A 12,011-nucleotide genomic window follows, 5' to 3' on the forward strand; every position below is an offset into this window, starting at 1 on the left:
CAGGGAGTGCCACCGATGATTCCATACCGTTCCTTGCTGCGTGGGCGCGGCAGTCATGACAGTGGCAAAGTCGGCATGGTCGAGCTGTTTTTCGACTTGGTGTTCGTGTTCGCCGTGACCCAATTGTCCCATTCGCTGTTGGCTCACCTGACCCTGGACGGGGCGGTGCTGGTGGCGCTGATGATGGTCGCGGTGTGGTGGGTGTGGATCTTCACGTCGTGGATCACCAACTGGCTCGATCCGGAAAAAATCCCGATCCGCCTCGGCCTGTTCGGGTTGATGGTGGCCGGTCTGCTGCTGTCTTCCTCGATTCCCAAGGCTTTTACCGACCGAGGTGTACTGTTTGCCGGCGCCTACGTATTCATGCAGGTAGGACGCACGCTGTTTGCGTTGTGGGCAGTGCGCGGCGAGTCGCTGAACATGATTCGCAATTTTCAGCGAATCCTGGCGTGGATGTTGTGTTCCGGCGTGTTCTGGATCACCGGCAGCCTGCTCGACGGTCAACAACGGCTGGCCTTCTGGGCGCTGGCGCTGTTGATCGAACTGATATCGCCGTCGGTGTATTTCTGGGTACCGGGTCTGGGGCGTTCGACCCTGGCGGACTGGAACGTCGAAGGCAACCACATGGCCGAACGCTGCGGCCTGTTTGTGATCATTGCCCTTGGCGAATCATTGCTGGTGACCGGCGCCACTTTTGCCCAATTGCCCTGGAGCATGGAAGGCCTGGGCGCATTCCTGGTGGCGGTGGTGGGCAGCATTGCGCTGTGGTGGATCTATTTCGACAGCGGCGCCGAGCGCGCCCATCACCGCATTGCCAGCTCTGCCGACCCGGGCCGCCAGGCGCGGATTGCCTATACCTACCTGCACGTGTTGATTGTCGCCGGCATCATTGTCAGCGCGGTGGCCGACGAACTGGTGCTGGTGCATCCGGGCCACGCCAGCCAGGCCAGCGTGGTGGCGATCATCGCCGGCCCATGGTTGTTTCTATTGGGCAGCGCGTTGTTCAAGTGGGTCATGAGTGACCGGTCATTGCCACCGCTGTCGCACCTCGGCGGGTTGTTGATGTTGCTGGTGGTGTTGCCGCTTGGGTTGCAGCAGGTGTTTTCGGCCTTGGTGCTGGGCGCGCTGACCACGGCGGTGCTGGTGATCGTAGCCGTGTGGGAAAACCGTGCGCTGCGCAGCCTGATCGAAGTTTCACACTGAAAGCGTTCTGATTCGGTTCGGCTGCGTGCTATATGTATCGCTCTTTTTCCTACAACTATTCGGAGCTTTTCATGCCGCATCTGCACCTGGAATACACCGCCAATCTGACCGGCCTGGCCGTCGAGAAAACCCTGTTGCGGCTCAACAATGTGCTGATGGCGTCCGGGCAGTTCGGTTCCGAGTTCGATATCAAAAGCCGCGCCGTCAAGGTTGAGACGTTTCAGGTCGGCACCTCACTCAACCCGCGCGGGTTTATTGCGCTGAAGCTGTCACTGCTCAGCGGGCGCTCGCCGCAGGTCAAGAAGCAGTTGTCGGAAAGCCTGTTGGCGGCGTTGCAGGACCAGGGCGAATGGCCGGCGGATATTCAAGTTCAACTCAGCGTCTTGCTGGTGGATATGGATCGCGATTCCTACAGCAAGGTCGCGATTGGCTGAGGGCTACAACAACCCCTGATCGGCGCACACCTTCACCACTTGCTCACGAAACCAGGTATTGGCGCTGTCCTGGCCGCTGGTTTCGTTCCACTGCATGTCCAGGGTGAACCCCGGCAGCCCGTTGGGCGCCTCGCAATGGCCAAACACGCTGGCGGGCGCCAAGAGCTTTTGCACGCGGCGCGGCAGGGTGACGATGAAGTCGGTGCCGGTGATCATCTTCAACGCGGCGCTGTAACTGTTGGCCCTGGCGACCACTTGGCGCTTGTGGGCCTGGCGGGCCAGCCAGCCGTCGATCATGTTGGTGTGGGAGGTCCAGGGCGTGGGGAACACGTGGCGCCGCTCGACGAAGGATTGCAGGCTGAACGCCGGCTCGCGCGGGGTCGCGCGTTTATCGAACACACACACCAAATCATCTTCCAGCAGCATCTGGGCCTTGAAGTCTTTGTGGGCGCGGTGAAAGTTCGGGCCGAAACAAATCACCAGGTCGAGACGACCTTCGCGCAAGTCCTCGGCGGGAATCTCGGTTTCCAGCTTTTGCACATTGACGATCACTGGCAGGTCGGCGCGGTCGAAGTTCTTCAGCAGGCGCGGCAGGATCAGTTGCTCAAAGTACTCCGGCGCACACACATTGAAGGTCACGGCCTTCTGCGTCGGGTCGAAGGCCTGGCCACCGGCGTGGCACAGGTTGATGCTCTCGAGGATCTTCTGCACATGCCCGTACATGGTCGTGGCTTTGTACGTAGGCCGCATGCCTGCCCGCGTGTTGATAAACAGCTCATCCTCAAAACTGGTGCGCAGTTTCTTCAGGCTGTAACTCACAGTGGACTGGCTGACGAACAGCGTTTCAGACACCTCGGTAACGCTGCTCTGGTCGTAGACGGCGATGAACACCATCAAGTCCTGCATATCGAGCTTTCTGAGCAAATTACTGTTTAGCATCCGTTCCATCCGGTAAGCCTTGGCACTGAGGCAGCGCGCGACAAGGGCAAAAGCTTAACGGAACGGTCGTGCCAATAGAAAGCTCTGTAGGGCGTTTCTATGTTTGGTGTGGGACAAAAAATGTTGGCAATACGACGTCAGCGGATATGTCGTGCGTAATGCTTTGGATTGAACCGCGTGACGATCAGCAGCATCACCCCTATCACGGCGGTCAGTGACCACCAGGCCCATTCGAAGCTGCCGAGTTGGTCGCGGATCATCCCGGCAATAAGTGGCGACAGGCCAGCAATCAGGTAGCCGATGCCTTGCACGAACGCGGTCAGGCCACCGGCGCGGCGCGGGTTGTCCAAGTGGTCGAGGGACAGGATCAGGCTCATCGGAAACAGACCGCCAATGCCCAGGCCCAGCAGGCAAGGCCACAGCAGGCTCAGGGATTGAGGGCTGAGAATAAGGCCGCAGAAACCGCAGATGATCAGCACCAGCAACACCGCGACTACCCCGCGTTTATCCTGGCGGCGGTTGGCGATGGCCGGGGTGACCAGGCCGGACACGACTTCCATGGCGGTCAAGAACCCCAGCAGCAAGCCGGCATGTTGTTCGCTCCAGCCTTGCTCCACGTAGTAGGGCGCCAGCCACGCCAGCACACAGGTGTAGGAGGCGGTGCCCAGGCCAAAGAAGATCGCCAGCAACCATGCGCGACGATTGCCGAAAAACGATTCTTGCGCGCCGGCAGCGGCCTGGGGCAGTGGCGGCATCGCCGAACGCTGGGCGTACCAGAACACCAGCGCCAATAGCGCGAGTGCCGCCCAGATGGCCAGGCCGATGCGCCAGCTGCCGGTCTGCATCTGCACCAACGGCGCGAACGAAGCGGCCAGTGCCGCGCCCCCCATGATGGCGGTGACATACAGGCCCATGAACAGCGAGACGTTGGCGCTGAAGCGTGTCTTGATCAGCGCCGGCATCAATGCCTGGATCATCGCGATACCGACGCCGGCAGCGATGGCGCTGACGATCAAGCCTGGCGCCGAATCCAGAAACAGTCGCGACAGCGTGGCCAAGCCAATCACCAGCAGCGACAGCACAATGCTGCGGTGCTCGCCAACGCGTTTACCCAGGCCCATGCCAAAGAACATCGCCAGGCCCATGGCCATGACCGGCAGCATGGTCAGCAGGGCGGCGCTGCTGAAACTCAACGGCACATCGCCGCGAATCGATGACAACAGCGGACCGACGGCAGCCATCGACGGGCGCAGGTTAAGGGCGACCAGTACGACGCTGATCATCAGCCAGACGGCGGTGGTGGGCGTTGCGCGAACGTTTTCCATGGGCGGACCTTGAAGAGGCAAGGGCGAATCAGGCCACGCAGGGGGGAGGGGAGCAAATCAGAAAATCGTTGGGGCTATCTAAAAATTGCAGGTGACTGGCACACAGCGATTCAAAATGTGGGAGCGGGCTTGCTCGCGAATGCGGTGTGTCATTCGCAGATTCATTGCCTGATGCGCCGCTTTCGCGAGCAAGCCAGCTCCCACAAGGGATCTGCGTCGCTAGAGGGCGCGGATCACATGCTTGATCTCCTGAAACGCCGCCAAGCCCCAAGGCCCCAACTCGCGGCCGATGCTGCTCTGCTTGTAACCACCCCACGCCGTTTGCGGGAAGATCACCTGCGGCGCGTTGATCCACACAAGCCCGGCCTGCAAGGCATTGGCCACGCGTTCGGCGGTGTCGACATCGGCGCTCACCACACTGGCGACCAGGCCGAAATCGCTGTCATTGGCCAGGGCGATGGCTTCCTCGGCAGTGGTAAAACGTCGTACACACAGCACCGGCCCGAAGATCTCTTCGTTCCACAACGCACTGCTCAACGGCACATCGGTAAACACGGTCGGGCGAATGAAATAGCCCTTTGCCAGGTCGGCCGGTCGTTCACCGCCGCACAGCAAACGCGCGCCGTCTGCGATGCCACGCTGAATATGCCCCAGCACCCGCTGATACTGGGCACGGTTGATCAACGCGCCCATTTCCACCTCATCGGCAAACGGGTCTGCCACGCGAATCCCTTCGGCCCGTGTCTGCAAACGCTGCAGGAATGCGTCCGCCAAGCTGTCAGCCACCAGCACGCGGCTGGTGGCCGAACACATCTGCCCGGCGTTGAAAAAACCACCCCCACAGGCCAGCTCCACCGCCAGGTCAAGGTCGGCATCCGCGAGCACCAGCAACGAGGATTTACCGCCCAGCTCCAGGCTCACACCCTTGATGGTTTCTGCCGCGCGTTGCATCACCTGCACGCCGACGGCGTTACTGCCGGTGAAGGACATCTTCGCCACGCGGCGGTCTGCGGCCAGCGGTGCGCCGACCGCCAGGCCGGTGCCGCAGACCAGGTTGAACACACCCGCCGGCAGCCCTGCCTGGGCAATAATTTGCGCCAGTTGCAACTCCGCCAACGGCGTGACTTCCGATGGCTTGAGCACCACGCAACATCCGGCCGCCAGGGCCGGGGCGAGTTTCCAGGCGGTGGTCACCATCGGGAAATTCCACGGCACAATCAGCCCGACCACACCACAGGGCTCACGGCGCAGGCGTGCGCTGAAGTCCTCGCCGGGCAATGCCACCGGGCGGTCTTGCGCGGCGTCCATGTCGTCGCACATGCCGGCGTAGTAGTCGAAGGTGGCGATCACATCGTCCACATCAATGCCGGCCTCAAACAGCGGCTTGCCATTGTTGCTCGACTGCAACTGCATCAGCTGCTCGCGCTGGGCGCTCACGCCCTGGGCGATCTTGCGCAGCACGGCGGCGCGGTCACGGCCGGTGCTTTTCGACCAGTCGATGAACGCCGCGCTGGCCGCCTCCACCGCGTGGGCCACGGTGCTCGCATCGCCCACGCTGACGTGGGCCAGGCTGGCTTCGGTGGCAGGGTTAATCACCTCGATGACGTCATGGCCTGCACGCCATTCGCCCGCAATAAGCACACCGCTCAATACTGCGCTCATACCGCGACCTCCTGCATCCACAGCCCCTGGTCGATTTCTATCAGCGTCGGCCCCTGGCGATCAGCGGCGGCGCGCAATGCCGTGCGCAGCTGCGCGATACCCTGAATGCTCTCGGCGGCGCAGCCCAAGGCTTTGGCCACACCGATAAAGTCCGGGGTGTAGATGTCCACACCAACCGGCTCGATGGCGCGGTTGAGCATGTACTTCTTGATCTCCTCGTAACCCTGGTTATTCCACAGCAGCACGATGACCGGCACGCGCGCCTCGACCGCGCTGGCCAGTTCCGGCAGGCTGAATTGCAGGCCGCCGTCGCCGATCAGGCACACCACCGGTTGCCCGTCGCCGCGTCCCAGCCAGGCGCCAATCGCTGCCGGCAGGGCGTAGCCCAAGGTGCCGTAGCCGGTGGAGGAATTGAACCAGCGGCGTGGGTGGTCGAGGTTCAGGGTCAGGTTGCCGCTGTACACCGGTTGGGTGGAGTCGCCCACCAGCACGGCGCCGGGCAGTTCCGTTAGTACGGTGTTGAGAAACAGGGTTTGCGCGCGGGTGGCGGCGTCCCAGGTGGGCGTCAATTCAGCCCACAGGCGCGCGACGCGTGGGTTGCCCCAGTCGGGGTCGCGCTCGCCCAATACCTGGCTGTCCAGCGCGGCCAACAACGCTTCGGCTGCGATCTGCGCATCGGCCACCAGTGCGACCTGAGGCGGGTAATTGCGCACGGTCTGGTCGGGGTCGATGTCGATGCGCAGCAGCGCGCCGGGGATCTCGAACCCCCCGGCGAAGGTCACGTCGTAATCGGTTTCCGCCAGTTCGGTGCCGATGGCCAGCACCACATCGGCTTCGGCGACCAGGGCGCGGGTGGCGACCAGCGTCTGGGTCGAGCCGATCAGCAATGGGTGCGCGGCCGGCAGCATGCCTTTAGCGTTGATGGTCAGGGCCACCGGTGCGCCAAGCCGTTCGGCCAGGCGGGTCAATTCGGTGGCCGCCTCGATGGCGCCGCCGCCGGCGAGGATCAGCGGGCGTTTTGCTGCCGCCAGCCACTGGCTCATCTGCTTCACCGCCGCCGGCGCGGCACCGGCGCGCGCCACGCTGACCGGCTCGCTGCCGAGCAGGGCATCGGCGTTTTCGACCAGCACATCCAGCGGAATCTCGATGTGCACCGGGCGCGGTCGCCCGGCCTGGAACAGCGCAAACGCGCGCGCCAGCACGCCAGGCAACTCCGCCGCCGACATCAAGGTGTGCGAGAACGCCGCCACGCCCGCGATCATCGCGCTCTGGTTCGGCAGCTCATGCAGTTTGCCGCGCCCGCCACCCAATTGGCTGCGCGATTGCACACTGGAAATCACCAGCATCGGGATCGAGTCGGCATAGGCCTGGCCCATGGCGGTGGTGATGTTGGTCATGCCGGGGCCGGTGATGATGAAACACACGCCAGGTTTACCGCGGGTGCGCGCATAGCCGTCGGCCATGAAGCCTGCGCCCTGTTCGTGGCGCGGGGTGACGTGGCGGATGCTCGAGCGCGCCAGGCCACGGTACAACTCGACGGTGTGCACGCCGGGAATGCCGAACACCTGGTCTACGCCGTAGCGTTCCAGGAGGTTGACCAATACTTCGCCGCAGGTCGCCATACATGTCGCTCTTGTTGTTGATTCGAGGCGCTATTGGAGCGGCAGGCCGGTAGCGCCAACAATCGATAAAAAGTCATACTAGCCATGTCCCCACGTCATGGCTGCGCCCGATGAAACGCTTGCCACCGCTGCCCGCGCTGCACACCTTCTGGGTCACGGCCCAGTGCTGCAACTTCACCCGCGCCGCCGAGCAACTGCACATCACCCAAGGTGCGGTGAGCCGGCAGATTGCCGGGCTCGAAAGCCATTTGGGCTATGCCTTGTTCCAGCGCCAGGCGCGGGGCTTGAGCCTGACCGAAGAGGGCCGCGAGTGGTCGCTGCGGGCGCAGCAGGTGTTTGGCTTGATCGGCGACGCGGTGGAGCAGATCGGCAGCCGCCGCCAGACCCTGCAACTCAAGGCCTCCACGTGTGTGATGCGCTGGCTGCTGCCGCGCCTGATGCAGTGGCAAAAGGAACGCCCGGACGTGCCGGTGGAACTCACCACCACCGTGGCCTACACCGTGGACTTTCGCCGCGAGCAATTCGACGCGGCGGTGATCTATGCGCCCATCGCCGAGCAGTCGGCGCAGGCGCGGCATTTATTCGATGAACAACTCACCCCGGTCTGTGCGCCAGCGTTGCTCGCCAGCCTGCACACACCGGCTGATTTGCAGCGCCAGGTGCTGCTGCACCCCACGCGGGACGAGCGCGATTGGGCGTTGTGGCTGAAGGCTGCGAACACGCGCTTGAGCAACCTGGCCCAGGGGCATCATTTTGAAACGCTGGACCTGGCAATGACGGTGGCGTCCCAGGGTTCGGGAGTGGCGATTGGCGACAGTGCGTTGATTGGCGAGGATGTGAAGGCGGGGCGGCTGGCGACACCGTTTGAACTGCGCGTGCCGACCGGGATGGGGTATTACCTGGTGTACCCGCCAGGCACTGAGCCTTCGGCCGGGCTTGAAGCGCTGATGGAGTGGCTGGTGAGCCAAGCCCAACCGTTGTAATACCGCAGATCCAAAAGTGGGAGCGGGCTTGTGTGGGAGCTGGCTTGCCTGCGATGCAGGCACCTCGGTGTGTCAGCCATACCGCGGTGATGCTATCGCAGACAAGCCAGCTCCCACAGGGGGCGTCAGTAGCCGACGGTGAAACGCTGGCGCGAGTGCTTCGGCGTTTCTACTTCATCGATCAACGCGATGGCGTAGTCGGCAAAGCTGATCCAACTGCGCCCTTGCGCGCTCACCAGCAAATCATCCTGGCCCACGCGGAATGTTCCGGTGCGCTCAGTCTCAACGAACTCCGCTGACGGCGACAGGAAGGTCCAGTCCAGCTCTTTTTCCTGGCGCAGCGCATCAAGAAACTCAGCGCCGGCGCTGGCCTCGGCCTTGTACTCCGCCGGGAAGCCAGGGCTGTCGATGACTCGGCTGCCATCCGGCAACAACAACGAACCTGCACCGCCGACCACCAGCAGGCGTTTCACCCCGGCGTTCTTCACCGGGCCGATCACCGCACTGGCCGGCAGTGTGGCGAAGTGCGCCGCACTGATCACCACGTCGCTGCCGCTGACAGCCTGTTGCAGGGCGTTGGCATCCAGGGCGTCGACCTGTTTGACGGTGACGCCCGGGCGTGCGGTCAGCGTGCCGGTATTACGCGCAAGGGCGGTGACGGTATGCCCACGACGCAGCGCTTCTTCCAACAGTTGGCTACCGGCGCGGCCGGTGGCACCAATGATTGCGATCTTGCTCATGACGCTCTCCAGTACGTTAAGGTTTAAAACCATTCACCACTTCATTTCGCCCTTGGCGACTTTGGCACCGAGTTCCAGGCTGCTCTCATCTTCAAGTTTCGGGTAACGCTTTTTCATGGCCGCGATCAGCGCAGTGGAATCCTTGGCCTTGGCGGTTTCCTCATCGAACGCTTTGATATAGCCCGCGGTGAATGCCACGGACTGCACAGTGGGTGTACCCAGGTAGTGACCCGGAATCACGGTGCGCGGTTTCAGGTCTTCGATGCGTTGCAAGGTTGCCAGCCAGTCAGCGTGGGACTGGGCGGTTTGCGTATCGGCCATCCACACGTGGGTGTTCTCGAACACCACAACGCCGCCCACCACGGCCTTGATCGATGGAATCCACACGAACGTGCGGTCCGGCTGCGGGCCGTCCAGGCCGACCACTTCCAGCGTCTTGCCTTCCAGGCTCAGGCTATGGCCTTGGAGCACCTGCGGGATGATGGCTTTGGCCGGTTTGTCGGCACCCAGCTTAGGGCCCCAGAACGCGAGTTTCTGCTCGGCGGTGGCCTTGATATGGTCGACCACCGGCTGGGTGGCTACCACCTTGGCGGCGGGGAACGCCTTCGTCAGCACTTCAAGGCCGAAGTAGTAATCCGGGTCACCGTCACTGACGTAGATGATGGTCAGGCGCTTGCCGCTGGCGCGAATCTTTGTCACCAGTTGCTCGGCTTGGGCATTGCCGAATTGCGCGTTCACGAGGATGACGTCGTGCTCGCCGCTGACCAGTACTGAGCTGACGGGCATCATTGCCGAGGTACCAGGGTTATAAGCATCCAGCGTCAGATCGGCTGCCGCGGCATGGGCGGCAAATGCCAGGGCGGCCATGGCCATGGCCAATCGTTTAAGCGTCGAGATCATGTGCAGCTCCAGCAGCAGGTAAGTGATGCACAGAGCTTAGTTGCACTAAACGTCACAAAAAATGCCATGCTTGAACATAGTTTGTTTCTGAAAGCGTGCAAATCATGGATCGTCTTCAAGCAATGCGGGTGTTTGTCACGGTCGTTGACCTGGGTAGCCAGTCGGCGGCGGCAGATCAGCTGGACCTGTCGCGGCCGGTCGTTTCACGTTATCTGGCAGAACTTGAGGATTGGATGGGCGCGCGGCTGATGCATCGCACCACGCGCAAGCTCAGCCTCACCGCGGCGGGCAGCGAAATGCTGCCTCGAGCGCGGCAGTTGCTGGAGTTGTGCAACGACATGCAGGCCGCCGTCAGCGAGCCGGACGAAGCGCCGCGCGGCCAGCTACGGCTGAGTGTCAGCAGCTCATTCGGCCAGGCGCAATTGGCGGACGCCGTGGCCGAGTTCGTCAAGCGCAACCCGTTGGTCAGTATCGATCTGCAGATGCTCGACCGTACGGTGAACCTGGTGGATGAGCGGATCGACCTGGCGATTCGCACCAGTTTTGAGCTGGACCCCAACCTGATCGCTCGCAAGCTGACGCTCTGCCGCTCGGTCATTTGCGCGTCCCCGGCCTACCTGCTGGAGCACCCGCGTCCGCAGCACGTGCACGACCTGGCGAAGCACAACTGCCTGACGCACACTTACTTCGGCAAAAGCCTGTGGCACTTCACCGAAAACGCAGAGCCGGTGTCGGTGGCGGTACAGGGCAATATCAGCGCTAACGAGGCGACCGCCCTGTTACGGGTGACATTGGCGGGGACAGGGGTGGCGCGGCTCCCCAGTTATCAGGCGGGGGATTACATCCGCAGCGGCGAACTGATCCGTTTGCTGCCCGAGGCGGAGCCCCAGCAAATGAATGTCTACGCGGTGTACGCCTCGCGCAAGCACATGCCGTTGGCGCTGCGCAGCCTGCTGGATTTTCTGGTGCTGCGCTTTCCTGAGGAGCCGGTGTGGGATGTCGGCCTTTGAACCCGACATAAAGATCTTGAATGGCGTCCAATAATGGCAACTCTTGCTGGCTGACCTATGCTTTAAACAGCACCGAGTCGATCAGTTCAGAGGTGTGCCATGACTCTAAAAATCAGAAAGTACCTGATGATTTTCATCCTGTGCGCCCTGGCTACCGCGCTGTACGGCACTGCCGCGTACCGGGTTGAACAGACCCGCATGCAGCCGACCTTTGCGGTCAGTTGCCATCAGGACATGTGCCTGCCGCGTACCGGCAGTTTCAGCGCGCTCAGGTAGGCTGTTCGGCCTTCAACTGCTCGCGGAACGCTTTGGGCGAGAACCCGACCCGGCGACGGAACAGTCGCGAGAAGTTGGTCGGGTCAGAAAACCCCAGCACCTCCGACATCTCATTGATGGTCATGCTGGTGTAAGTCAGCAGGCGCTTGGCTTCCAGCAACTGGCGGTCATGCATGATCTGCAGCGCAGGTTGCCCACCCAATTCCCGACACGTGCCGTTCAGGTGTGAGACCGAGATGCCCAGCTTGTGCGCCAGGTCTTCGATCTTGGGGTGCTCGCGGTAATGCTGTTCGACCAGTTGGGTAAACCGCCGGAAATATTCACGCCCTCGCGGTGCGCGCGCGTGGCGGCGCTGGATGGCTTGGCGGCTGATCCACACCAGCAGCACGCTGACCAAGGCGTGCATCATCATGTCGCGCGCCGGTTGCTCATCGGCGTATTCGTCCTGCAGGCGCGCAAACAGGCTGTTGAGGTAGTCGCTGTCCTTGCCGGCCGGGTAGTTGCCCAGGGCTTGCAAGCCGTCCACCGTCGAGCCCAGCTGCGTCTGCAAATGGCTGACCAGCGGCGCTGACAGCGTCACGATGAACCCTTCGACATCTTCGGCAAACCGAAACCCATGCACACACAACGGCGGCAGCACCTGCAAGGTCGCCTCGTCGAGCGTGGTGCGCTGGCCTTCGATTTCCAGTTGCGCCTGGCCTTTATGCACGTACAGCAACTGGCACAGGTCCGCGTGCCGGTGGGGCTGGATTTCCCACTGGTATTCCCGACTGCGCCGGGAAATGGTTTCACAGTGCAACAAATCGGGCGTCGGCCATTGCTGGCTTTCCCCGTAAAGCTTGAAGACCGGAATCGCGGTACTGGCAGTTTTGGTCATGGTTTCAATCCGATACTCAGGATAGTGGTTCGGTAATCGC

At 62.3% G+C, this 12,011-nt stretch carries 12 protein-coding genes; 5 read left to right on the top strand and 7 right to left on the bottom strand.

Going from position 1 to position 12,011, the window contains the following annotated elements; translation table 11 throughout:
* Nucleotides 1-15 precede the first annotated feature (15 nt).
* Together AB5I78_RS07990 and AB5I78_RS07995 are read left to right on the top strand one after the other, a co-directional pair.
* Nucleotides 16-1,203 carry a low temperature requirement protein A gene (locus AB5I78_RS07990; RefSeq protein ID WP_369300668.1) on the top strand — a complete coding sequence of 396 codons (1,188 nt, stop codon included), beginning with the start codon at nt 16-18 and terminating at the stop codon, nt 1,201-1,203.
* Between the two features lie 71 nt (nt 1,204-1,274).
* Nucleotides 1,275-1,637, top strand: coding sequence for a 5-carboxymethyl-2-hydroxymuconate Delta-isomerase (locus tag AB5I78_RS07995; protein WP_145162947.1), 363 nt, complete (start codon nt 1,275-1,277; stop codon nt 1,635-1,637).
* Nucleotides 1,638-1,640: 3 nt separating this feature from the next.
* On the opposite strand, the gene AB5I78_RS08000 is transcribed toward AB5I78_RS07995, so the two are convergent.
* From AB5I78_RS08000 to AB5I78_RS08015, 4 genes are all read right to left on the bottom strand, one after another.
* On the bottom strand, nt 1,641-2,576 hold the full coding sequence (locus AB5I78_RS08000) for a LysR family transcriptional regulator (RefSeq protein ID WP_242194030.1): 936 nt from the start codon (nt 2,574-2,576) through the stop codon (nt 1,641-1,643).
* A 137-nt stretch (nt 2,577-2,713) separates the two neighbouring features.
* Nucleotides 2,714-3,901 carry a cyanate transporter gene (locus AB5I78_RS08005; RefSeq protein WP_369300666.1) on the bottom strand — a complete coding sequence of 396 codons (1,188 nt, stop codon included), beginning with the start codon at nt 3,899-3,901 and terminating at the stop codon, nt 2,714-2,716.
* Between the two features lie 219 nt (nt 3,902-4,120).
* A complete protein-coding gene (locus tag AB5I78_RS08010; protein WP_369300665.1) occupies nt 4,121-5,563 on the bottom strand; it encodes an aldehyde dehydrogenase family protein in 1,443 nt (480 codons plus the stop codon).
* Nucleotides 5,560-7,185 carry a 5-guanidino-2-oxopentanoate decarboxylase gene (locus AB5I78_RS08015; RefSeq protein WP_369300664.1) on the bottom strand — a complete coding sequence of 542 codons (1,626 nt, stop codon included), beginning with the start codon at nt 7,183-7,185 and terminating at the stop codon, nt 5,560-5,562. The genes AB5I78_RS08010 and AB5I78_RS08015 overlap by 4 nt, the downstream gene beginning before the upstream one ends.
* A 110-nt stretch (nt 7,186-7,295) precedes the next feature.
* On the opposite strand from AB5I78_RS08015, the gene AB5I78_RS08020 reads away from it, so the two are divergent.
* Entirely contained in the window at nt 7,296-8,168 is an 873-nt protein-coding gene (locus tag AB5I78_RS08020) for a LysR substrate-binding domain-containing protein (protein ID WP_369300663.1), read from the top strand.
* 125 nt (nt 8,169-8,293) lie between these two features.
* Here the strand turns inward: AB5I78_RS08020 and AB5I78_RS08025 are convergent, their stop codons facing one another.
* Both AB5I78_RS08025 and AB5I78_RS08030 read right to left on the bottom strand, forming a co-directional pair.
* Nucleotides 8,294-8,908 (bottom strand): NAD(P)-dependent oxidoreductase, encoded by a 615-nt coding sequence (locus AB5I78_RS08025; RefSeq protein ID WP_145162959.1) that lies wholly within the window; start codon nt 8,906-8,908, stop codon nt 8,294-8,296.
* A gap of 33 nt (nt 8,909-8,941) precedes the next feature.
* A complete protein-coding gene (locus tag AB5I78_RS08030) occupies nt 8,942-9,808 on the bottom strand; it encodes an MBL fold metallo-hydrolase (protein ID WP_369300662.1) in 867 nt (288 codons plus the stop codon).
* A gap of 104 nt (nt 9,809-9,912) precedes the next feature.
* Between AB5I78_RS08030 and AB5I78_RS08035 the strand changes: the two genes are divergently transcribed.
* Together AB5I78_RS08035 and AB5I78_RS08040 are read left to right on the top strand one after the other, a co-directional pair.
* Nucleotides 9,913-10,818, top strand: coding sequence for a LysR family transcriptional regulator (locus tag AB5I78_RS08035; protein WP_369300661.1), 906 nt, complete (start codon nt 9,913-9,915; stop codon nt 10,816-10,818).
* Nucleotides 10,819-10,917: 99 nt separating this feature from the next.
* Nucleotides 10,918-11,094 carry a hypothetical protein gene (locus AB5I78_RS08040; RefSeq protein WP_164487913.1) on the top strand — a complete coding sequence of 59 codons (177 nt, stop codon included), beginning with the start codon at nt 10,918-10,920 and terminating at the stop codon, nt 11,092-11,094.
* On the opposite strand, the gene AB5I78_RS08045 is transcribed toward AB5I78_RS08040, so the two are convergent.
* Nucleotides 11,087-11,971 carry a helix-turn-helix domain-containing protein gene (locus tag AB5I78_RS08045; protein ID WP_145162965.1) on the bottom strand — a complete coding sequence of 295 codons (885 nt, stop codon included), beginning with the start codon at nt 11,969-11,971 and terminating at the stop codon, nt 11,087-11,089. The genes AB5I78_RS08040 and AB5I78_RS08045 overlap by 8 nt on opposite strands.
* Between the last annotated feature and the right edge of the window lie 40 nt (nt 11,972-12,011).

Source organism: Pseudomonas sp. N2-3-1-14 (assembly GCF_041228395.1).
Classification (GTDB): domain Bacteria; phylum Pseudomonadota; class Gammaproteobacteria; order Pseudomonadales; family Pseudomonadaceae; genus Aquipseudomonas.

Bases quoted from the DNA above. Each gene is read 5' to 3' on its own strand.
- AB5I78_RS07990 (WP_369300668.1), top strand. From the start codon at position 16: ATGATTCCATACCGTTCCTTGCTGCGTGGGCGCGGCAGTCATGACAGT.
- AB5I78_RS07995 (WP_145162947.1), top strand. From the start codon at position 1,275: ATGCCGCATCTGCACCTGGAATACACCGCCAATCTGACCGGCCTGGCC.
- AB5I78_RS08000 (WP_242194030.1), bottom strand. From the start codon at position 2,576: ATGCTAAACAGTAATTTGCTCAGAAAGCTCGATATGCAGGACTTGATG.
- AB5I78_RS08005 (WP_369300666.1), bottom strand. From the start codon at position 3,901: ATGGAAAACGTTCGCGCAACGCCCACCACCGCCGTCTGGCTGATGATC.
- AB5I78_RS08010 (WP_369300665.1), bottom strand. From the start codon at position 5,563: ATGAGCGCAGTATTGAGCGGTGTGCTTATTGCGGGCGAATGGCGTGCA.
- AB5I78_RS08015 (WP_369300664.1), bottom strand. From the start codon at position 7,185: ATGGCGACCTGCGGCGAAGTATTGGTCAACCTCCTGGAACGCTACGGC.
- AB5I78_RS08020 (WP_369300663.1), top strand. From the start codon at position 7,296: ATGAAACGCTTGCCACCGCTGCCCGCGCTGCACACCTTCTGGGTCACG.
- AB5I78_RS08025 (WP_145162959.1), bottom strand. From the start codon at position 8,908: ATGAGCAAGATCGCAATCATTGGTGCCACCGGCCGCGCCGGTAGCCAA.
- AB5I78_RS08030 (WP_369300662.1), bottom strand. From the start codon at position 9,808: ATGATCTCGACGCTTAAACGATTGGCCATGGCCATGGCCGCCCTGGCA.
- AB5I78_RS08035 (WP_369300661.1), top strand. From the start codon at position 9,913: ATGGATCGTCTTCAAGCAATGCGGGTGTTTGTCACGGTCGTTGACCTG.
- AB5I78_RS08040 (WP_164487913.1), top strand. From the start codon at position 10,918: ATGACTCTAAAAATCAGAAAGTACCTGATGATTTTCATCCTGTGCGCC.
- AB5I78_RS08045 (WP_145162965.1), bottom strand. From the start codon at position 11,971: ATGACCAAAACTGCCAGTACCGCGATTCCGGTCTTCAAGCTTTACGGG.